General features: G+C 68.6%; 16 protein-coding genes. 6 read left to right on the forward strand and 10 right to left on the reverse strand.

The features are described from left to right. Positions 1-14: 14 nt before the first annotated feature. Entirely contained in the window at positions 15-989 is a 975-nt protein-coding gene (gene accD / locus EMQ25_RS13460) for an acetyl-CoA carboxylase, carboxyltransferase subunit beta (RefSeq protein WP_127189093.1), read from the forward strand. Positions 990-1,055: 66 nt separating this feature from the next. After that, positions 1,056-2,351, forward strand: coding sequence for a bifunctional folylpolyglutamate synthase/dihydrofolate synthase (locus EMQ25_RS13465; protein WP_127189094.1), 1,296 nt, complete (start codon positions 1,056-1,058; stop codon positions 2,349-2,351). Positions 2,352-2,390: 39 nt separating this feature from the next. On the opposite strand, the gene trxA is transcribed toward EMQ25_RS13465, so the two are convergent. The 8 genes from trxA to EMQ25_RS13505 all read right to left on the reverse strand — a co-directional run bounded on the left by trxA (position 2,391) and on the right by EMQ25_RS13505 (position 14,794). After that, positions 2,391-2,714, reverse strand: a complete 324-nt coding sequence (gene trxA, locus EMQ25_RS13470) for a thioredoxin (RefSeq protein ID WP_127189095.1) — start codon at positions 2,712-2,714, stop codon at positions 2,391-2,393. A 78-nt stretch (positions 2,715-2,792) separates the two neighbouring features. Beyond that, positions 2,793-6,242 carry a double-strand break repair helicase AddA gene (addA, locus tag EMQ25_RS13475; protein ID WP_127189096.1) on the reverse strand — a complete coding sequence of 1,150 codons (3,450 nt, stop codon included), beginning with the start codon at positions 6,240-6,242 and terminating at the stop codon, positions 2,793-2,795. Beyond that, positions 6,212-9,238 (reverse strand): double-strand break repair protein AddB, encoded by a 3,027-nt coding sequence (gene addB, locus EMQ25_RS13480; RefSeq protein ID WP_127189097.1) that lies wholly within the window; start codon positions 9,236-9,238, stop codon positions 6,212-6,214. Before addB ends, addA begins: the two co-directional genes overlap by 31 nt. Continuing rightward, complete coding sequence (locus EMQ25_RS13485) at positions 9,235-9,987, reverse strand: nucleotidyltransferase family protein (RefSeq protein ID WP_127189098.1); 753 nt, start codon at positions 9,985-9,987, stop codon at positions 9,235-9,237. The genes addB and EMQ25_RS13485 overlap by 4 nt, the downstream gene beginning before the upstream one ends. Positions 9,988-10,037: 50 nt before the next feature. Beyond that, positions 10,038-10,469, reverse strand: coding sequence for a tRNA (adenosine(37)-N6)-threonylcarbamoyltransferase complex ATPase subunit type 1 TsaE (gene tsaE / locus EMQ25_RS13490; RefSeq protein ID WP_127189099.1), 432 nt, complete (start codon positions 10,467-10,469; stop codon positions 10,038-10,040). Continuing rightward, positions 10,470-12,869, reverse strand: a complete 2,400-nt coding sequence (locus EMQ25_RS13495; protein ID WP_158626079.1) for a sensor histidine kinase — start codon at positions 12,867-12,869, stop codon at positions 10,470-10,472. It abuts the gene before it with no gap. A 305-nt stretch (positions 12,870-13,174) separates the two neighbouring features. Beyond that, a complete protein-coding gene (locus EMQ25_RS13500) occupies positions 13,175-13,531 on the reverse strand; it encodes a VOC family protein (RefSeq protein ID WP_127189101.1) in 357 nt (118 codons plus the stop codon). A 3-nt stretch (positions 13,532-13,534) separates the two neighbouring features. After that, positions 13,535-14,794, reverse strand: a complete 1,260-nt coding sequence (locus EMQ25_RS13505) for a glycerate kinase type-2 family protein (RefSeq protein WP_127189102.1) — start codon at positions 14,792-14,794, stop codon at positions 13,535-13,537. A gap of 151 nt (positions 14,795-14,945) precedes the next feature. Here EMQ25_RS13505 and EMQ25_RS13510 point away from each other — a divergent pair, with 151 nt between their 5' ends. From EMQ25_RS13510 to EMQ25_RS13515, 3 genes are all read left to right on the forward strand, one after another. Then, entirely contained in the window at positions 14,946-15,647 is a 702-nt protein-coding gene (locus tag EMQ25_RS13510) for a DUF1045 domain-containing protein (RefSeq protein WP_127189103.1), read from the forward strand. A gap of 96 nt (positions 15,648-15,743) precedes the next feature. After that, positions 15,744-15,890 carry a hypothetical protein gene (locus EMQ25_RS18200; RefSeq protein ID WP_192895668.1) on the forward strand — a complete coding sequence of 49 codons (147 nt, stop codon included), beginning with the start codon at positions 15,744-15,746 and terminating at the stop codon, positions 15,888-15,890. A 25-nt stretch (positions 15,891-15,915) separates the two neighbouring features. Continuing rightward, positions 15,916-16,116, forward strand: a complete 201-nt coding sequence (locus EMQ25_RS13515; protein ID WP_127189104.1) for a hypothetical protein — start codon at positions 15,916-15,918, stop codon at positions 16,114-16,116. A gap of 10 nt (positions 16,117-16,126) precedes the next feature. On the opposite strand, the gene rhaI is transcribed toward EMQ25_RS13515, so the two are convergent. Together rhaI and EMQ25_RS13525 are read right to left on the reverse strand one after the other, a co-directional pair. Further along, entirely contained in the window at positions 16,127-17,419 is a 1,293-nt protein-coding gene (gene rhaI / locus EMQ25_RS13520) for an L-rhamnose catabolism isomerase (protein ID WP_127189105.1), read from the reverse strand. Between the two features lie 59 nt (positions 17,420-17,478). Next, complete coding sequence (locus EMQ25_RS13525; RefSeq protein ID WP_127189106.1) at positions 17,479-19,578, reverse strand: bifunctional rhamnulose-1-phosphate aldolase/short-chain dehydrogenase; 2,100 nt, start codon at positions 19,576-19,578, stop codon at positions 17,479-17,481. Positions 19,579-19,739: 161 nt separating this feature from the next. On the opposite strand from EMQ25_RS13525, the gene EMQ25_RS13530 reads away from it, so the two are divergent. Then, on the forward strand, positions 19,740-20,531 hold the full coding sequence (locus EMQ25_RS13530) for a DeoR/GlpR family DNA-binding transcription regulator (RefSeq protein WP_127189107.1): 792 nt from the start codon (positions 19,740-19,742) through the stop codon (positions 20,529-20,531). Positions 20,532-20,533: the final 2 nt, after the last annotated feature.

Consider the following 20,533-nt stretch of genomic DNA (forward strand, 5'->3'; position numbering starts at 1 on the left):
GACAGACGCTAGAGATGAACTGGATCAACAACGTCGTACGCCCCAAGATCCGCTCCTTCCTCAAGCAGCGGGACGACTCCGCCGAGAACCTCTGGGTAAAATGCCCCGAATCCGGCGAGATGGTCTTCTATCGCGATCTCGAGGCCAATCAGTGGGTGGTGCCCAATTCGGGCTACCACATGAAGATCAAGTCGGCCGACCGGCTCGCCAGCTTCTTTGACGACGGCAGCTACGAGACCGTGGCGCTCCCCGAAGTGCCCGTTGATCCGCTCAAGTTCCGCGACCAGAAGCGTTATGTCGACCGGCTGCGCGACAGCCGCACCAAAACCGGCATGGACGATGCGGTGATGGTGACAAAGGGCAGGCTCTATGGCCGCCCGGTAACGGTCGGCGTGCAGGATTTCGATTTCATGGGCGGCTCGCTGGGCATGGCGGCGGGCTCAGCCGTCATCACCGGGCTCGAAACGGCCGAGCGCGACAAGACGCCTTTCGTGCTCTTCGTCGCCTCGGGTGGCGCGCGCATGCAGGAGGGCATCCTCTCGCTCATGCAGATGCCGCGCACGACCGTTGCGGTGCTGCGCCTGCGTGAGGCGGGCCTGCCCTTCATCGTCGTCTTCACCAACCCCACCACCGGCGGCGTGACCGCGTCCTACGCCATGCTGGGCGATGTGCACCTGGCCGAGCCCGGCGCGCTCATCTGCTTTGCGGGCCCACGCGTCATCGAGCAGACCATTCGCGAAAAGCTCCCCAAGGGCTTCCAGCGCTCCGAATATCTCTATGAGCACGGCATGGTCGACATGGTGGTGCACCGGCACAATCTGCGCGCCACCATCGGCTCGCTGACCGGCATCCTCACCAAGGCCGAGCCCGCGCCCGAACTGGCGAGCCAGCCCCCCGTGGCGCGGATCTCGATGCGCGCGGCCGCCGTTGCGGCCGAAGGCGATGATGATCTCGTCACCGCGCCGCCCGAGGCCGCCCACGCCGAATAGCCCGGCGCTTCCGCGCCACGGGCTCGCAATGCTATAGCGCTCCGGTCCACCAGCCGGAGCGTTTCGTTGTCCACTCCCGACGCCATCCTCGAGCGCCTGCTCGCGCTTCACCCCAAGCTCATCGATCTGGGGCTTTCGCGCATCGAGCGCCTCCTGGCCGCGCTCGGCCATCCCGAGCGGCGACTGCCTCCCGTGATCCACGTGGCGGGCACCAATGGCAAGGGCTCGACCATCGCTTTCCTCCGCGCCGCGCTCGAGGCGGCCGGCAAAAGCGTCCACGTCTATACCTCGCCCCATCTCGTGCGCTTCAACGAGCGGATCCGCCTCGCCGGCACGCTCGTCTCGGATGAACGGCTTGCCGAGGCCCTCGCCCATTGCGAAAGGGTCAATGACGGCGCGCCCATCACCCTGTTCGAGATCACGACGGCCACCGCGTTCCACCTCTTCGCCGAAACGCCGGCCGACTACCTCCTGCTCGAAGTCGGGCTCGGAGGCCGGTTCGACGCCACCAACGTCATCGACAACCCCCTCGGCACCGTCATCACGCCGGTCTCGATCGACCATGTCGAATATCTCGGGCCCGACCTTGCCGGCATCGCAAGGGAAAAGGCGGGCATATTGAAGCGCGGTGCGCCCGCCGTCATCGGCGTCCAGACAGAGGTTGCGCGCGAGGCCATCCTCGCCGAAGCGGAGCGGCTCGGGGTCGTGCCTCTCCTTGCCCGGCAGGATTTCGATGCCTATGGGCAGAACGGGCGGCTCGTCTATCAGGATGAGGCCGGCCTTCTCGACCTACCCTTGCCGCGGCTCGCCGGGCCCCACCAGATCGACAATGCGGGGCTCGCCATCGCCGCGATCCGCCATTTCGCCCTCCCGGTGGGCGAGGGCGACCTCGCCCAGGGGCTCTCGCGCGTCGACTGGCCGGCCCGCCTGATGCCGCTCAGAAAGGGTGCGCTCGTTCAGGGCCTCGGGACCGATCAGGAGCTCTGGCTCGATGGCGGGCACAATGCGGCGGGTGGGGCGGTGCTCGTCACGGCACTCGCCGGGCTGCACCGCGCGCGCCCCAGGCCCCTCGTCCTCATCTGGGGCACGTTTGCCAACAAGGATGCGGCGGGGTTCCTCGCGCCCTTCGGCGAGATGCCGCACCGGATCTTTACCGTGCCGATCATCGGCGAGCGCGCCGCCTGGGCGCCCGATGCTCTGGCCGAGCTCGCCCGGGGCGTGGGCCTTGCCGCCCAACCCGCTGAGACGCTCGAAGACGCTCTCGAGCAGGCGCGCGCCATTCCGGACGCGCGGATCGTCATCTGCGGGTCGCTTCACCTTGCGGGCGAAGTGCTCGAGAAAAACGAAACGCCGCCGGAGTGACCGGCGGCGCTTGATCGAAAACCAGATTCTGAAATGGCCTCAGGCGGCGTGGCCCTCGAGCCATTTGCTGAGCCCGGCCTTGGGGGTGCCGGCGCCGATCTTCATGTCGGCGGCTTCCCCGCCCTTGAACAGGATCATGGTGGGAATGGAGCGGACGCCATATTTGGCGGTCGTCGAAGGGTTCTCGTCCACGTTGAGCTTGACGATCTTCACCCGACCCTGGAGCTCAGCGGAAAGCTCGTCGAGCACCGGCGCAATCGCGCGGCAGGGCCCGCACCATTCCGCCCAGAAATCCACGAGCACGGGCTCCTTGGCGTTCAGGACTTCCTCGCCGAAATTGGCGTCGGAAACTTGAGTGGTCATTGCATTTCCCTTGTGGGTTGAAAGCGTGGCTGTTTGATCGCAAAAGCTAGGCAGAGTCCAGTTCGCGTTCAAGCAAACTCACCCCATGGTGAAGTCGCCGACCGCGCTCATCAAGAGCTCGGATGAGAAATTCATCAGGCTTTCCGGGCCTGTCCAGAGAATCGATGCCGTGATGCGGCGGCCGGGGAAAAGCTGGCGTGCAGCCAGCGCATAAAGCCCCAATTGCCCCAGATATGCCGATCGCTCCGGAGAATCGGGCACGATCGCGTCGGATTTGAAGTCGATGACCTGCACCTCGCCCGGCCCGATGACGAGCCGGTCGAACCGGCCCGCAAGCCGGATCTTCCGGTCCTTGCGCCTGCCATCGAGGAGGAAGGGGATCTCCGCCCGGCTCGTCGGCCCGAAGAGCGCCGCGAATTCGGGCCGCCCGAGAATGGCGAGCGCCTTGTCCGCGAGCGCCTCGGCATCTCCCGCCGCGCCCGCAAGGAGCTCGGCCGCCGCTTTGTGGGCGACCCCGGCACGGTCGGTTGCCCCGACGCGCCCCAGATGTTGCAGCAGCGCATGAAGCGCAATGCCCTCGGCGCGCGCGATGGCCGGATCGCGCGCTGCCTCGGCCAGGGTGTCGAACCGCCCTTCGGCCGCGTTCTCCTCGAGCCGGGACGGCCGGATGATCTCCCGCCGCTCCGGTTCGGGCAGAGGCGGCAGGTCGGGCACGTCGAGGTCACGGACCCGAAGCGCCGGTGGCTCCCCCGACGCCGGGGCGGGCAGCGGCGCATCGGGCGGAAAGACGCGCGCGGTGAGAGTGCCTTCGGCATCGGTCTCGGCCCGCGCCCCGGCGAGCCCCGCCGCGATCGCGCCATACCAGCTGCCCTCGATCTGGCCGGCGGCTTCCCGCCCCGGCGTCAGGGGGCCGGTAATGTAGAGTTCGTCCTCGGCGCGGGTCATCGCCACGTAGAGCTTGCGCCAGTATTCGTCACGCTGGGCCTGCTCGCGCGCCATGCGAATGGCTGCGGTTTCCTCGGTGTCGTCCGCGCGCCGGCCCGCATGCACGAAAAGCGGCCCCGGCGCCTCGGCGAGAATGCGGATCGGGCTCGCCAGCTGCGTTGCGTCAGGCTTGGTCGCGGCATCTGCGAGGATCACGATCGGCGCCTCGAGCCCCTTGGCGCCATGCACCGTCATCACCCGCACCCCGGCGCCCGATTCGGCGAGTTCGCGCTTGATGAGGATCTCGCGGGCGCGGATCGCGGCGACGAACCCCTGCAGCGAGGGCTGGGCGGATTGCTCATGATCGAGCGCAAGGCCGAGGAATTCGGAAAAGACGTCGTCGATCTCCGGCCCGAACCGCGTATGGAAGCGCCGGAGCCCGCCTCCTGCATAGAGGATCGAGGAAAAGAACTCGAAGGGCCGCTCGAAATCGAGCGCGTCGCGCCAGGCCGAGAGGCGGCTCGCCGCCTCCATGCATGAAGGGTCCGTGGAGGCCATCAGCGCCGACCAGACCGAGCGGCCGCCGCGCGGCGCGCAAAGGGAAAAAAGCGTGTCCTCGTCGATGCCAAAGAGCGGCGAGCGCAGGAGCGCGGCGAGCTGCAGGTCGTCATGAATGTTGAGCAGCACGTCGGCAAGCGCGATGAGGTCGAGCACGCCGATATGGCTCGTCACCGCAAGCCGGTCGGCTCCGGGCGTGGGCAGGCCCGCCCGCAGGAGCGCCCGGATGATCTCCTCGAAGACCGCCCCCCGCGACTGTACGAGCACCAGCACGTCGTCGGCCCGCACGGGCCGGTTGCGCGGTCCGAGCGTGCGGCCTGACTTTATCCAGCCGGCGATCTCGGCGGCGATCCGCTCGGCGACCTGCCGGGGCGCGCTCCGCGTCACCGTCTCGGGCACGCTGAGGGGCCAGTCCGTCGCGAGCTCCTCCAGCCCCTGCTGCTGCACCGGCGGCCAGAGCGTCACGATGCCCCCCGGCTCGGCGCGGGCGCTCTGGTGGTCCACCCTCTCCTTGGAGCGCACGGCAGCCGCGAGCACGGGGTCGGAAAAGACAAGATCGACCGCCGAGAGAATGCCGGGCAGGGTTCGGAAGCTCGTCGTGAGCTTGAGGCGCGAAAACGGGCGCTCGGCGGCATTGGCGCGTTCGGCGAAGGCCTCGCCCGATACCGAAAAAAGCGCGGGATCGGCGCCCTGGAACGAATAGATCGACTGCTTTTCGTCCCCCACCGCAAAGAGCGTCCTCGGGCGCTCGACCGCGCTGTCGCCGGTGAAGAATTCGCGCGCAATGGCCGACACCACGCGCCATTGCTCGGGATTGGTATCCTGGCTTTCATCGACGAGGATGTGGGTGATGCCCGCATCGAGCTTGTACTGCACCCAGGGCCCGAGCGCTTCATTGGCAAAGAGCGCCGCGAGCCGGTTGACCAGATCGTCGAAATCAAGGAGCGAGCGGGCGCGCTTGCGGGCCTCGAACCGCGATACGATGGCAGAAAGGACGACCAGCAGCGCCTCCGACCGGGCGACGAGCCGCGCGCAGGCAAGCCCTGCACCAAGCGCTTCGAGCCGTTCGGCTTCCGCGAGGAGCGCCTCGGCGAGGTCCGGATCATTGGTTCCGATCACCTTTTTGGGGAAGGCCTTGGGCACCTTCCCCTCGCGGGTGAGGAAAGCTGCGCACCAGCGGTCGGGATCGATGGGCGCGGCCCCGAGCGCCAGAAGCTTGTCCTCGAAGGCCGTGCCGCCCTTGGGCGGGCAGATCTCGAGAACGCGGGCGATCTCGGCCGGCCCTATCCGCCGTTCGGCCAGAATGCGGGCCCTGAGGGCGTCCGGCGTCTCGGCAGGCGCCGAGACATAGGCGCGCAGGCGCGCAATCGCGCCCGGCAGGTCCGCCAGCACCGGGCGCAGGCGACGGGCATCGGCGAGCGCTTCGGCGATGGCCTTGCCGATCTGGCTGTCGCTGAGCTCGGCAAAGAGCGTGCTGACCGCATCGGCGAGCCCCGGCGCCTCGACGGCGCCCGATAGCACCGCCTCGCGCGCTTCGAGGATCATCGCGGCCCGCTCCTCGTCCTCGATCACGGTAAAATCGAAGGGAATGCCTGCTTCCATGGGAAAGCGGTGGAGCACGCTTTCACAAAAGGCGTGGATGGTGACGATCTTGAGCCCGCCCGGCGTTTCGAGCGCATGGGCAAAGAGCGTGCGGGCGCGGGCGCGCTCGGGGGTAAGGGGCTGGCGCCCGAGAAGGCGCGACAGCGTCTCGGCGAGCCCTGCTTCGTCGGCGAGCGCCCAGCGCCCGAGTTCGGCCGAGACGCGCCGGCGCATTTCGGCGGCGGCGGCCTTGGTGTAGGTGAGGCAGAGGATCGATTGCGGCTCCACCCCCGAGAGCAGCAGCCGCAGCACACGCTGGGTCAAGACGTGCGTCTTGCCCGAGCCGGCATTGGCCTCCACCCAGACCGATCCGGCCGGATCGGCGGCGCGGCGCTGTCGGAGCAGCGTATCCTCGGGAATGGCGATGCGGCGCATCAGTCGGCTTCCCCCTCGATCGCGGTCCATTCGGCGGTCCGCGCCAGATGGTCGTAATCGCCCCGAAACCTCTGGCGCGGATCGGGACGGATGCGTGCGGCCATCGGCAGGTGATCGGCAAGCAGCAGCGCCGAGACATGGCCCTGGAGCCGCCGCAGCGCCTCGTCGGCGGCGTCCATCACCCCCTGGTCCTCCCCGGTGCGGAAGGGGGTGACCGTGAAGGCGTCCGGACCGAGCCCTATCTTGATATAGGTGAGGGCGGCAGTCTCGCCCGGCCCCGGTTCATCGGGCGCGCCCAGCGCACCGGCCCGCGCCATCGCCGCTTCGAGCGGCAATTGGGGGGCTTCGAGCCGCACCATGGCGCCCGGATCGGGCAGGGTGCCGGTCTTGAAGTCGATGATTTCGAGCCTGCCGTCCATGAGCCGGTCCACCCGGTCCGCCCGACCGGTCAGCGTGAACCCATCGAGATCGGGAAAGGCCATCCGCCCGGCGATCTCGGCATGGCGCGAGCGCACGAAAGGCGCGCGCGCCCGCTCGAAATCGAGAAAGGCCTCCGCCGCCACCGAAAACCGCCGCAGCCAGATGTCGCGGCGCGCGGCAATGGCCTCGAGCCCGGCAAAGATCTCCCGCGCCATGGTCTCGAGCGTTTCGAGCGCGGCCGGATCGGCCGGATCATGCCCCTCCTCGACGAAGCGGGCAAAGACGGCATGGACGAGCGAACCGCGCTCGCGTCCCCCCGGATCGGTCCCCAGCGGCTCGAGCGGCCGCAGCGCGAGCACATGCCGGGCATAAAGATCGTAGGGCGAGCGAAAGAGCGTCTCGACTTCGGTAATCGAGAGCCGGCGCGGGCGCAGATCGGCGCGTGGCCGCGGCAGGGGGCGCATGGCGGGGATGGGCACCGCGACATGATCGAGCCGGCGCGCCAGATCGAGCCAGTGCGCGCCCCTTGCGCGCACCGCGTCTGCGCGCGCCTCGCCCAGATAGGCTTCGAGCCGCTGCACAAGCCGCGAGGGCATTGCGGGCCCCGAGCCGAGCCGCTCGGCAAAGGCGAGGATCGTCTCGCCATTGCCCAGCGCCATCTCGAAATCATGGGCGGCAAGACCCTGCCGGCGCTCGGGCGGCTCGAGCCCGGCAGCCAGACGCATGCCGCGGCTGAGCCAGGGCCCGGGATCGGCCGGCTCGGGCCACACATCCTCGTTGAGCCCGGCAAGGATCAGCCGGTCGGGGTTCTGCAGGCGCGCCTCGAGCGTGCCCCAGATGGCGATGTCTTCCCGGCCGGGCCGCTGCGGGCGGACGGTGACCCCAGCCATCAGCGCCGAAAGCACCGCATCGAGCGCGACGGGCGCGATCACCGGCCCGGGCGTTCCGGCGCCGGCGAGCCCATCGGCCCAGAGGCCGATTTCATGTGTCCCGACGAGGGGCGGATCGAGCCCCTCGACCGCCGCGGCAAAGGCGGCGTGCAGCACGCCCGAAAGCGCGGGCGCGGTGAGCCCTTGTGCCTCGATCCGGGCGATGACCGGGGCGATGAGCGCGTCGAGCCGATCGAGAAGGTCCCCGATGGCCTCCCGGTCGGCCGGCTCCAGTTTGAGCGCCGGGCGCTCGAGCCGCCCTTCGGCGGAGGCCGCGAGCGCCGCGCGCAATCCGGAAAGCCCCGGCAGCAGCCGCTGCCCGCGCAGCAGGCCGCGTTCGAGAAGGTCGGCGCGGCGCGCAAGTTCGGCGCGCGGCAGGCCGAGCCGCGCGGCGCGATTGTTGAGGAGCGCCATCAGATCGACCGCCGTGCAGCCATTGGCCGCGAGCGCCAGCAGGCTGCGCATCAGCCGGCCGGCAGGAGACTGGAAGAGCGGCGTGCCCGCCGTATCGTCCACCCTGACGTTGAAGCGCGCGAGCTCGGCCGCGATGCGCCGGGCAAGATTGCGGTCGGGCGTCACGATGCCGACCGTCCGGCCCGCCTCGAGCCCTTCGCGCGCGGCGATCGCAACCGCGCGGGCCTCCTCGTCTGCGGTCCGCGCGGCGAGTATGGCGAGCCCCGCGCTCATCGCTTCGAGCGCCTCGGGGCCGGGCCGGGTGCTCGCCCAGAGCGCGGTCTCCTCGGCCGGCGCGAGGGCGGCCCGGATGAGCGCGCGCCTTCCGCTGCCCGGCGGCGCGAGCTCGGTCACCGCCTCCGGCGTCGTCGCGAACCGCCTAAGGAGCCGGGCGAGCCCGTATTGGGGATGGCCGTGATTGGTCCGTGCCGGATCGAGGAGGCGCGCATGGGCCTCGGGCGAGAGCCCCGTGTCGAGCCCGGGCAGCACGACCACCCCGCGCGGCAGCCGGGCGATCGCGGCGAGCAGGTCCGCCGTTGCGGGGATCGAGCCGGTCGAGCCCGCCGCGATCACCGGGCGGTCCCCGAAGAGATGGGGTGCGGCGGCGGCCTGCCGGGCAAGCCGCAGATTGCGCAGCGCCGGCGCATCCGCCGCGCCATGGGCAGCAAGATGCATGGGCCAGGCCTCGAGCACGATGCCCAGAAAGCGCAGGGTCTGCTGCCAGTTGGCTGCGAGGCTCTCGGGGGCTATGTCGCCGAGCCGCGCCAGGTCGACCGCCTCGGTCGTGAAATCGTCGATGAGCCCGGAAAGGGAATCGGCGAGCCAGAGGATTTCGGCCGCATTGGGCGGGCTCGCAAAGCCCGAAAGCCCCGCCGGCGAATGAGCCCAGGCGGCGACGAGCCGGGCCAGCTCCAGCCGGCGCGTCAGCGCAGGCATTTGCCGGGGCAGGGCCGGCGCGTCGAAGGGCGGCAGGAAGGGCTCCTCGTCCTCGGCCTCCCCGCCAAAGGTGCGGATGTCGGGCAGCAGCCCATGGCCCGCCCGCGCCAGGGCGTCCGCAAGCGCGAGCCGGGCGCGGCGGGTGGGCAGGATGATGGTGACGTCGGCAAGCCAGAACGGATCGTCCTGCGCCCAGCCCGAGAGCAGCGTGCCATCGAGGATGCGTTGGGCAAGCAGCGGCAGGAAGGGCGCATCGGGCGCGATGGTGAAGAGGCTCTGCCGGCTCATGGGTTGAGGTCGGCGAGGGCGCGGCCGGCCTCGAGCATTGCCTCGGGGTCGCCCACATGCAGCCACGGCGCCATCAGCGGTACGCCGGCGAGCCGGCCGGCCTCGAGCGCACGGTCGAAGACGAGATTGAGCGAGAAGGGGCCATCGGGCGTATCGGCAAGCGCCGATCGGGCGATGAGCGCCACCCCCGCATAAACGACCGGCGCACCGGCATCGCGGGTCACCCGGCCGCGCGGGTCGAGGCAGAAATCATGGCTCCGGCGAAAACCGATCGCGCGATGGGGGTGCACGCAGAGCAGCACGATATCGGCCCGGCCCTCGGCAAAGCGTTCGAGCATCCGGGCGATGGGCGCATCGGCCCCGACCGGCCAGAACGCGTCCGCATTCATCGCAAGGATCGGGTCCCCCTCGAGGAGCGGCAGCGCCTTTTTGAGCCCCCCGCCCGTTTCGAGCAGCGTCTCGAACTCGTGGCTGACCTGGAATGAAAGCGCGGGGAACTCCGCCGCCACCCCCGCGACATGCTCGAGCACCTGCCCGGCATGGTGATGGGCGTTGACCACGAAGCGGGTGCAGCCCTCGGCGCGCGCCGCCTCGATCACATGGTCGATCAGCGCCATGCCGCCCACGCGCAGCAGCGGCTTGGGGGTGTGCGCGGTCAGCGGCAGCATGCGCCGGCCGAGCCCTGCAGCCAGGAGCATGACGTCGGGCCTGGCCTGCATCGCGCCCTCGATCGTGTGGGAAAGACTCATCGGACGCGATTTGAGCGGGCGGGGCAGATTCTGTCCAGAAAAACCGTCGCTCAGTCCGCCCAATCGAGTGTCGCGGTCCGCCCCGCGCCGCCCGGGGGGATGTCGAGCCTGATCGCAAGGTCGGCCAGATCAAGGAGCGAAGGCGCGCGCTCGGGCCATTCGACAAGCCGGATGGCGTCCGGATCATCGAAAAGCCCGAGTTCGTCCATCTCCGCCTCGTGCCCGAGCCGGTAGAGATCGGCATGGAGGATGGCGCGGTTTTCGCCCCTGTAAGGCTGCACGAGCGAAAAGCTCGGGCTGGGCACTTCGAGCCCGGGATCGTCCATCAGCGCGCGGATGAGCGCGCGCGCGAGCGCGCTCTTGCCGGCCCCGAGTTCGCCCGAGAGCAGGACGAGCGCGCCGGGCCGAAGGCGCTGCGCGAGGCTCCGACCAAGGGCGTCGGTCGCTTCGGGCGTATCGAGAAAAAGGCTCTCGCGGGCCATCTACTCGGCCGCGCCCGCAAGGCTCGCATCGCGCGGCAGGCTGACGATGACGCGGCTGCCGCGCGGATCGCGCCGCTCGAGCGTGAGCGTACCGCCATGCAGGTTGACGAACGCCTTGACGATCGAGAGCCCGAGCCCCGCCCCGCGCTGGCGCCCGGCGATCGCGGGGCTGTCGACCCGGTCGAGCAGGGCGGCGCGCATTTCGTCGCTGGTTGCGGCGCCCTCGTCCTCGACGATGAAGAGCACGCGCTCCCCGCGCACCCCGACGGTGAGGCGCACCTCGCCCCCCGGCTCCGAAAAGCGCGCCGCGCTCGAGAGCAGATTGTAGAGGATCTGGACGATCCGCGTGCCGTCGGCAACGAGCGGCGGCAGGCCCGGCTCGACCGATACGACCAGATTGAGCGAGCGCTCGCCATCGACTTCGGGGAAGGTGGCTGCGAGCCCGGCCCGCGCCTTGTCGACAAGCGCATGCACGTCCTGCGGCTCGGGCCGAAGTTCGGCGATGCCCGCATCGACCGTGGCGAGGTCGAGAATGTTGTCGATGAGCACCCCGAGGGTCACCGAGGAGGCGCGGATATAGTCGGTATAGGCGCGCTGGCGCGCGTTCAGCGTCCCAACCGCCTCCGAGGAGAGCAGGTCGGCAAACCCGATGATGTTGGTGAGCGGGGAGCGCAACTCGTAGGAAACGTTCTGCACGAACGCGTCCTTGAGCCTGTCCGCGGTGATGAGCGCGTCGTTGCGCTCCTTGAGCACGCGCTGGTAGTTGGCGCTTTCGGTGACGTCGAGGAACGTCATCATGGTCTGCCCGTCCGGCAGGCGTACAACTGCATATTCGAGCAGCCGTCCGTCGGCGCGTGCGATGCGCCCAGATTTGTCCGAGCGGTTCGGGTTGAGGTCGATGATGGCGTGCTTGAGCTCGCGCCAGATCGCGGCCCCGTCCTCGGGCATCGCCTTGTGGGCGGCCTCGGCAATCTGGTCGATATGGGGGCTTTCCCCCAGGGCCGCCATGGGCAGCTTCCAGAGGGCGGAAAGCTGGGGGTTGCTGAGCGTCAGCCGGCCATTGGTGCCGAACACCGCCACCCCTTCGGACAGGGCGTTCAGCGTCGAGCGCTGCACGTCGAGCAGGGCGCGGTTGAGGCTCTTGAGGCGCAGATTGGCCGTCATGTCCTCGAAGACGTAGATCACCCCGCCCTTGGGTCCGGCCGGGGCGGCGATCACCTGGATGGTGCGTCCGTCGGGCAGGTGCCAGGGCTCGCTCTCGCGCGGCATGGTCAGCTGATAGGCGGTGAGATGGCGCTCGCGCCAGGCGTGGTAGTCGGGCTCGCTCGGGAGCATGCTCATGGTGCGCAGCCGGTCGAGAATGCTGCGCTCATCGGGCTGGGTCGCGAGCCAGGCCGGGTCGAGGTCCCAGAGCGCGGCGTAGGCGCGGTTGAACTGCACGAGCTCGCGGCCCGCATTGAAGATGGCGATCGGGGTGGCGAGCGCATCGATGATACCGCCGAGATGGGCGAGCGCGTTGTCGGCCGGGCTCGGCGCGGGCAGCGCGCGCAGATAGCCGGTGCGGCCGCCCGCAAAGGGCAGCTCGACGAGCTGGTAGCGTGCCCCTTCCCCGAGCGTCACCGGCACGGGTTCGGCGTCCGGGGCCGGGCGGTTGACGAGCTGGGCGGGCAGGATCTCGGGGGGCGCCGAGGGGCTTCCCTTCCGCCCCAGCGTCGTGGCGAGGGCATGATAGGCCGAATTGGCGTAGATGAGCCGGCCCGCGGCGTCCCGGAGAAAGGCCGGCTCGGGCAATTGCGCGAGGATGGCACGCGCCCCGTCGGCACGTGCGGGGGCAGAGCTTGCGGGCTCGGCGGGGGTTGCGGCCGGTTCGGGCTGCGGGAAGGCGGGCCGCAGCCTCAGCGCCACCCCGCCGCCGAGCACCCAGCCCGCGACATGGATCAGCCGGCCGTCGCGCGTGCGCAGATGCTGCTCGAACCCGCGACCCTCGCGGCGCAGCGCCTCGAGCGCGCCGTTGAGGCGGGAAATTTCGGGCTCGGCCAGCCAGCTCGAAAAATCGAGCAGGCTGTCGGCGGTGCGCCCCGGCGCCAGAAGGCTGTTGGCCTGGCCGAAGAGCCTGGGCGGCGTGCCGGCCTCGGCCCAGACAATGGTAAGCTCGCGCGTCCCCGAAAGCAGCGCCTCATATTCGTCGACCAGCGCCCGCAGCCCCGAAACCTGCTCCTGGGCCATGCGGCGGGCCTGCCGCCCATCGCGCAAGAGCGTGCGCAGCACCGCCATCGATGCGAGCGCGAAGGCGCCTGCGCCGATGGCGAGCGCGATCGGCACGGCCCCGGTGATCGACGCTGCGTTGAAGGACTGGCCGAGAGCCGGCGCTGCCGAGACGAGGGTGATCGGGCCTGCCACCAGACCCGCGAATCCCAACCTCCTCCGGATCGACTCCGGCCTCATGCGCTGCCCCTTGATTGTTGAACTCGCCGCAAATCGCCCGCCCGCCGCAAGGGGGAGAGGAACGCAACTCAAGCACCGATACACTGGCGCGCACGCGGCCGGACCCAGGATGCCACCTGCAAGGGGTGGGCGGGTCGGCCCTACGAATCATCGCAACATACAAAGCGCGGGAATCGGAGGTAAGCCTCTATTTGGCTGTGCAAAGCGGGCAAAAGGCCCATTGTGCGTCTTGACCCGGAACGAACCGTGCACAGCCGGGCTCAGCCTTTGGGAGCAGGGGGCTCCCAGAGTTCGATCGGGTTGCCCTCCGGATCGTGGATGCGTGCGAAGCGCCCGGTTTCCTCCGTGTCCCATTCGTCGGGCCGCGTTTCGATGGCGATGCCGGCAGCCCCGAGCCGCGCCAGGAGCCCGTCGAGATCCTCGACCCGCAGATTGATCATGAAGGCGCGGTCGGCTGCGAAATAGTCGCTGTCGCGGGCAAAGGGCGCAAAGACGGTCAACCCCGCCTCCTGCGTCCAGAGCTCGGGCAACCCCAGATGTTCCTCATACCAGCGCGCAAGGGTCCTGGCGTCAGTTGCCCGGAAAAAGAGACCGCCTATGCCGGTGACGCGGGCCATGGCTCAGCTCTCCTTTATGATGATGGCGCGGAAATCGTTGACATTGGTGCCCGTGGGGCCGGTGACGAAGAGATCGCCGATCGCGGCGAACGCCGAATAGGCATCGTTCCCGGCAAGGGCTGCTGCCGGATCGATGCCGGCAAGGCGCATCCGCGCCGCGCTCGTGCCGTCGGCAAAGGCGCCGGCATTGTCTTCCGAGCCGTCTATGCCATCGGTGTCGGCGGCAAGCGCCGAAATCCCCTCGAGCCCCTCGATGGCGAGCGCGAAGGCGAGAAGGAACTCGCTGTTGCGCCCGCCTTTGCCCTTGGCGCGGAGCGTGACGGTAGTCTCCCCGCCCGACAGCAGGATCGCCGGCCGCGCAAAGGGCCGGCCGCGGGTCTCGATCTCGCGCGCGAGCGCGGCATGGACGCGCCCCACCTCTCGCGCCTCGCCCTCGATGGCGTCCGAAAGAATGTGCGCCTCGAGCCCCAGCCGCGATGCCGCCGCCGCAGCCGCTTCGAGCGATAGCGCCGCCGAAGCGATCACCGCGACGCTGTTGCGCGCAAAGAGGGGATCGTCCGGGTCGGGGGGCAGATTGTCCTCGCTGGCGATCAGCCGGGCTGCGGCCGGTGGCAGCACGATCCGGTGGAGCGCGACGAGCTTTCGCGCCGCCTCCCGGCCTGCCCGCATCGGCAGGGTCGGACCCGATGCGACGAGCGCGGGATCGTCCCCGGGAATGTCCGAGACGACGAGCGTCGCGACCCGTGCCGGCGCGGCGCGCGCGGCAAGCCGGCCCCCCTTGATCACCGAAAGCTGGTTGCGGATCACGTTCATCGCGGAGATCGGCGCCCCCGACGCAAGGAGCGCCGCATTGACCGCCTGCTCGGCGCTGAGGTCGAGCCCAGCGGCGGGCGCTGGCAACAGTGCCGACCCCCCTCCCGAAATCAGCGCAACGACCAGATCCTCCGGCCCGAGCCCCGAGACGAGCTCGAGGATCCGCCGCGCCGCCTCCTCTCCCGCCGCATCGGGCACGGGGTGGGCGGCCTCGAGAATTTCGATGCGCTTGCAGGGCGCGCCATAGCCATAGCGGGTGACGACGAGCCCGGTCAGCGGATGGGGCCAGGCCGCTTCGAACGCCTCGGCCATCTGCGCGGAGGCCTTGCCCGCCCCGACGACGATCGTGCGGCCCGCCGGCGGTTCGGGCAGATGCCGGCCGATGGCGGCGCCGGGCCGGGCGCTGTCGACGGCGGCGGTAAAGAGGGCGGCGAGGACGTCTTTTTGCATCGGGTCTTGTGTCCGGAAAATCGGGCCGATCATGGCCGCTGGGGCAGGGCGTGGCAAGCGCGCCCGGCGTCCCCGATGCCCCTGCCGCGAGCGCTTGTCAAATCGGGGGCGGCCGGTTCACACTTTGTCTGCACCGGCCGGGATGTGGCAGATGACGGAACGCTTTGCGATCTATTATGCGCCGGGCCAGACCACGGCGCTCTGGCAGCGGGCGAGCCAGTGGCTGGGCCGCGACGCGGCGACCGGCGCAATGCTGCAGCCCCCGGTGCCGGGGCTGATGCGCGGGCGGCTCAACATGTTGGTCGCCCAGCCGGCGCGCTACGGTTTCCACGCCACCCTCAAGGCCCCAATGCGGCTTGCCCCCGGCACGACCCGCGAGGCGCTCGAAGGCGCGCTCGCCGATTTCGTCATGACGCGGCGCGGTGCCGCGATCGGCCGTTTGCGGCTCGCCATCTTCGACCGCACGCTCGTTCTCATGCCCGAGCTTCAGAGCGAGCGGCTGCGCCAGCTCGCGGCGCAATGCGTCGTCGCCTTCGAGCCCTTCCGCGCCCCCTTGCGGGCCGAAGACCGTGCCCGCCGGGCCGCGAGCGGGCTGTCCGAACGCCAGCTCATGCTGCTCGAGCGCTTCGGCTACCCCTATGTCATGGAGGCCTTCCGCTTCCACATGACCCTCACCGGCCGCCTTGCCCCCGAGGAGGCGGGGCCGGTGCAGGCGGCCGCGCAGGCCTTCTTTGCGCCGGTGCTCGAAGCGCCGCTCACCCTCGACCGGCTCAGCCTCTTTCACGAACCCGCGCCCGGCCAGCCCCTGCGCCGGCTCGTCGACTTTCCGTTCTCCATCCCCGTGGATGTCTGAAACCGTACACTGGGCGTGAACCAGTCGGCCGCTCGCGCGTTGAGGCCCTTGGTCAATCTTAGTGTCTTTATCGTTGTGTCCAGGGGAAAGCCATTCATGAGCAGGAACACGCTCTATCTCGTCATCGGCGTATTGGTGGCCGCGGTCATCGTTTTTGCGATCTACACCTACCAGCAGCAGACGCGGCCGGGGCTGGAGATCAGGGTCGACGAGCAGGGGCTCTCCGTCGAGGGCAATGGCTAGCTTAAATCAACCAAGGAGCCAGACTATGCACGAGGATCGCCGCGAGCGGATCGCCAGTGTAATCGACCAGGAACTGCAGCGTCAGGCGCGCACCAGCGCCACCCGTCTCGATGTCTCCGCCATGGCGGATGCCGTCGATACGGCTCTGGGGGGCGCATCGCTTGCGCCCGGAGAGGCCGACGAGGGCAAGACCCCCGCCGAGCTCAATTCCAGCAACGACATCTGAGCGTTCGCGCTCAGACGATGCCGCCCGATCCCCCGGCAACCGCCGGGCGGATAGCGGCGACGCGTGCGCGATAGCCCGCTTCGCGGAACGCCGCGACCGGGTCGATTGCGCCACCGGCCTCGAGCCGCGCCATGGCGAGGATCGGCTCGACATCGGTGCGGAAGGCCTGCTTCAGCGTCTCGCTCGCCATCAGCGCATCGTTTGCGTCCTGATGGGCTGAAAGCGCGTTCCGGTCGACGAGCAGCGCCAGGGCATAGGCGCGCCGCACTTCATTGGCCGAGACCATCAGGCTCTCGATGGGGTCGGTGACGTTGTGGCTCTGGTCGAGCATGTGCGCGGGGTGGAACCCCTCGGCGCCTGCAAGCTCGGCGTCCACCAGCTCGTTGAAGACGAGGAACAGCCGATAGGGATCGATGGCGCCCGCATCGAGGTCGTCATCGCCATATTTGCTGTCGTTGAAGTGAAAGCCCCCGAGCTTCCTGAACTGAATGAGCCGCGAGACGATCATCTCGATATTGACGTTGGGCGCGTGATGCCCGAGATCGACGAGGCAGAAGGCCTTGGGGCCGAGCTCCTGGGCGATCAGATAATTGGTGCCCCAGTCCTGCACCACCGTCGAATAGAAGGCCGGCTCGAACATCTTGTGCTCGGTGAAGACCCGCCAGTCCTCCGGCAGCGCCTTCACCACATCCTTCATCGCCGAAAGATAGCGCTCGAAGCTTTTGGCGAAGCTCGCCTGGCCCGGAAAATTGCTGCCATCCCCGATCCAGACGGTGAGGGCCTTCGAGCCGATCGCCTTCCCGATCTCGATGCACTCGATGTTGTGGGCGACCGCCTGTTCGCGGGTCGCCCGGTCGGTATGGCTCAGCGAGCCGAACTTGTAGGAATGGGCCTGCCCCGGCGCATCGGAAAACGTATTGGAGTTCATCGCGTCAAACCCAAGCCCCAGCCGCTCGCCGGCCTCGATGAGCTTTGCCGGTTCGGTCTTGTCCCAGGGAATGTGAAGCGAGACGTTGGGCGTGGCGCGGGTCAATTCGTTGATCACCGCGCAATCTTCGAGCTTGTCGAAGATGTGGCGCGGCTCGCCCGTGCCGGGGAAGCGCGCAAAGCGCGTGCCGCCCGTGCCGACGCCCCATGAAGGGACGGCGACCGAAAAGCCGGCAACTCTGTCGCGGATATCGTCGATCGCGATCCCGCGCCGGTCGAGCCGTTCCCCAAGGCTCTCGTAATCGGTGCGGAGCGCGGCGAGCCGGCTCTCATTGTGGCGCGCAACGACATCGGCGCCGATCATCTCTTCGGTCATGGCTCAGTCCTCCCATTCTTGCAGAAGCGCGGGACGGTCGGGCCGCCCCACGCGCCCGATCAGCGCGTAAAGCTCTGCGCGTTGCCCGCATCGACATTGATGATGTTGCCGGTCGATTTTGCCGACATGTCGGAAGCGAGGAAATAGACGGCTTCGGCGATGTCCTCGGGGTAGACCGAGCGCTTCAGCATCGAGCGCTGGCGATAGTGCTCCTCGAGTTCGTCCGGCGCCATCTTGTAGGCGGCGGCGCGCTGTTCGCGCCATTCCCCGGTCCAGATCTTGGAGCCGCGCAGCACCGCATCGGGATTGACGGTGTTGACGCGGATGGCTTCGCCTGCCCCCTCGAGCGCAAGGCAGCGCGCCAGATGGATCTCGGCGGCCTTGGCCGTGCAGTAGGCGGCCGCATTGGGCGAAGCGGCGAGCCCGTTCTTGGACGCGATGAAGACGATGTTGCCGCCGATCTTCTGGGTCTTGAAGAGCCGGAACGCTTCGCGCGAGACGAGGAAATAGCCCTTGGCCAGAATGTCCATGTTGCGGTTCCACATGGAAAGCTCCGTATCCTCGATCGGGGCCGACGAGGAAATGCCGGCATTCGAAACGAGAATGTCCCCGCCGCCAAAGGCAAGCGCCATGGCCTTGAAGGCCATGGCGACGCCGGCCTCGTCGGTCACGTCGAGCCGGACGGGATGGACGAAATCCTTCCCGAAACGGGCGCCCAGTTCCTCGGTCGCGCTGCCGAGCGCCGCCTCGTCGATATCGGCAATGACGACGCAGGCGCCTTCGGCCATCAGCCGGCCGGCGGTCGCCTTGCCGATTCCGCCCGCGCCCCCGGTAATGAAGGCGACATGCCCCGCAAGCGATTTGGGCTTCGGCATGCGCTGGAGCTTGGCCTCCTCGAGTAGCCAGTATTCGATGTCGAACGCCTCCTGCTCGTCGAGCCCGCGATAGGTGGAAACGGCGGAGGCCCCGCGCATGACGTTGATGGCGTTGACGTAGAATTCGCCCGAAATCCGCGCCGTCGCCTTGTCCTTGGCAAAGGTCAGCATGCCGACCCCGGGAACGAGATAGACGACCGCATTGGCGTCCCGCATGGCCGGGCTGTCGGGCCGCCGGGAGCGCTCGTAATAGGCCGCATAGTCGGCCCGATAGGCTTCGAGCGCTGCCCCGAGGCCTCCGAGCGTCGCATCGAGATCGGGATTGGCCGGATCGAAATCGACCACCAGCGGGCGGATCTTGGTCCTGAGGAAATGGTCCGGGCACGATGTGCCGAGCGCGGCCAGCGCCCGCATGTCCCGCGAAGAGACGAATTCGAGAACCGCATCGCTGTCGTCGAAATGGCCGAGCTTCTTGCTGTCGGCCGAAATCATGCCGCGGATGGCGGGCATCAGCCGCGCCGCCACCGCGCGGCGCTCCTCGGCGCTGAGCGGGGTGACCGCCGGGCCGCCAAAGGCCGGGGTGCCCGCGGTCCGCTCCTCGAGCCATTCGATGGCGCGGTTGATGATCTCGATGGTGGTTTCGTAGCACTCCTTGGGCGTATCGCCCCAGGTGAAGAGCCCGTGGCTTTCGAGGATCACGCCACGCGCATCGGGGTTCTCGAGGCAGAATGTCTCGAGCCAGAGCCCCAGTTCGAACCCTGGGCGCTTCCAGGGGAGCCAGCCGATCTCGCTCCCGAAGATCTCCTGCGTCAGCGCCTTGGAATCGGCGCTCGCGGCAATGGCGATGATCGCGTCGGGATGCATGTGATCAACGAAGGGCTTCGGCACATAGGCGTGGAGCGGCGTGTCGATCGAGGCGGCGCGCGGGTTGAGGTTGAAGGTCGCGTGGGGGAGGTAGCCCACCATTTCGTCCTCGTGTTCGAGCCCGCGATAGAGCCCTTTCAGCGCCCGCAGCTTGTCCATGTAGAGCGTCGAGAACCCGTCGAGCTTGATGGTGCCGACATCCCCGCCCGACCCCTTGACCCATAGCACTTCGACGCTCTGCCCCGTCAGCGGATCGGTCTCGAAGATCTTTGAGGATGTGTTGCCGCCGCCATAATTGGTGACGCGCTTGTCCGAGCCCAGGAGGTTCGAGCGATAGACGAGCCGCTCCGGCTCGCTCATCGCGGCGGCCTTCGCGTCGTCCCAGAGATTGGCGAGGCGGCTTGAGGCTGAACTGGACATGAGGGTCCCTCCCGAGGATCTGCGTTTGGCGCCGATATGCGCACCACGCCGCCCCAGTGTCAATCAGGACCGATCAAAACCGGATCACAACCGATCAGCATGATTGAAATTGATTGACAATGATCGTTTGCCCGGTCGTGATGGGTGGGAGGGAGACCCCGATGCACGAACGCGAGCGCCACCGCCTGATTCTCAATGCCGTGCAGTCGCGCGCGGTGGCGACCGTGGGCGAACTCGTGGCCTTGACGGCGAGCTCGGAGGCGACGGTGCGGCGCGATATCGCCGCGCTCGATTCTGCAGGCCGGCTGCGGCGGGTGCGCGGGGGCGCCGAGGCGCTCGAGCCGAGCGGTCCCGGCACGCTCCTGGGCCGCTCCTTCCGCGCCAACGAGACGCTCCACATCGAAAAAAAACGCGCCATCGCCCGGGCGGCGTCCGCCCTCTGCGCCGATGGCGAGCCGATCATCATCAATGGCGGCACCACCACCTTCCAGATGGTGCATGCTCTGGGAGACCGGCGGCTGCAGGTCTTCACCAATTCCTTCCCCATTGCCGAGCACCTGCTGCACCATTCGCGCAACGGGGTGATGATCCAGGGCGGCACCATCTACCGGGAGCAGTCGATCATCCTCTCGCCCTTCGAGAACGACGTGTCGCGCCATTTCTACGCGCGCAAGATGTTCATGAGCAGCCAGGGGATCGGGCCGCAGGGCCTGATGGAGGCCGATCCGCTCCTGATCCAGGCCGAGTTGAAACTGATCGATCAGGCGGACGAGCTGATCGTGCTCGCCGACAGCTCGAAATTCTCGGGCCGCTCGAGCTTCATCCTCTGTCCGCTCGAGCGGGTGACGACGGTGATCACGGATCCCGGCATCACCGCGGAAAATCGGCAGATGCTCGCCGATGCGGGGGTGGGGCTGATCGTCGTGGGAGAAGCCGAGGCCAGCGCGGCCTGAAG

This window comes from Arsenicitalea aurantiaca, from assembly GCF_003994485.1.
Lineage (GTDB): Bacteria > Pseudomonadota > Alphaproteobacteria > Rhizobiales > Devosiaceae > Arsenicitalea > Arsenicitalea aurantiaca.

Bases quoted from the DNA above. Each gene is read 5' to 3' on its own strand.
- EMQ25_RS13505 (WP_127189102.1), bottom strand. From the start codon at position 14,794: ATGCAAAAAGACGTCCTCGCCGCCCTCTTTACCGCCGCCGTCGACAGC.
- EMQ25_RS13525 (WP_127189106.1), bottom strand. From the start codon at position 19,578: ATGTCCAGTTCAGCCTCAAGCCGCCTCGCCAATCTCTGGGACGACGCG.
- EMQ25_RS13500 (WP_127189101.1), bottom strand. From the start codon at position 13,531: ATGGCCCGCGTCACCGGCATAGGCGGTCTCTTTTTCCGGGCAACTGAC.
- addB (WP_127189097.1), bottom strand. From the start codon at position 9,238: ATGAGCCGGCAGAGCCTCTTCACCATCGCGCCCGATGCGCCCTTCCTG.
- accD (WP_127189093.1), top strand. From the start codon at position 15: ATGAACTGGATCAACAACGTCGTACGCCCCAAGATCCGCTCCTTCCTC.
- EMQ25_RS18200 (WP_192895668.1), top strand. From the start codon at position 15,744: ATGAGCAGGAACACGCTCTATCTCGTCATCGGCGTATTGGTGGCCGCG.
- EMQ25_RS13510 (WP_127189103.1), top strand. From the start codon at position 14,946: ATGACGGAACGCTTTGCGATCTATTATGCGCCGGGCCAGACCACGGCG.
- trxA (WP_127189095.1), bottom strand. From the start codon at position 2,714: ATGACCACTCAAGTTTCCGACGCCAATTTCGGCGAGGAAGTCCTGAAC.
- EMQ25_RS13530 (WP_127189107.1), top strand. From the start codon at position 19,740: ATGCACGAACGCGAGCGCCACCGCCTGATTCTCAATGCCGTGCAGTCG.
- tsaE (WP_127189099.1), bottom strand. From the start codon at position 10,469: ATGGCCCGCGAGAGCCTTTTTCTCGATACGCCCGAAGCGACCGACGCC.
- addA (WP_127189096.1), bottom strand. From the start codon at position 6,242: ATGGACCGCGATCGAGGGGGAAGCCGACTGATGCGCCGCATCGCCATT.
- EMQ25_RS13515 (WP_127189104.1), top strand. From the start codon at position 15,916: ATGCACGAGGATCGCCGCGAGCGGATCGCCAGTGTAATCGACCAGGAA.
- rhaI (WP_127189105.1), bottom strand. From the start codon at position 17,419: ATGACCGAAGAGATGATCGGCGCCGATGTCGTTGCGCGCCACAATGAG.
- EMQ25_RS13485 (WP_127189098.1), bottom strand. From the start codon at position 9,987: ATGAGTCTTTCCCACACGATCGAGGGCGCGATGCAGGCCAGGCCCGAC.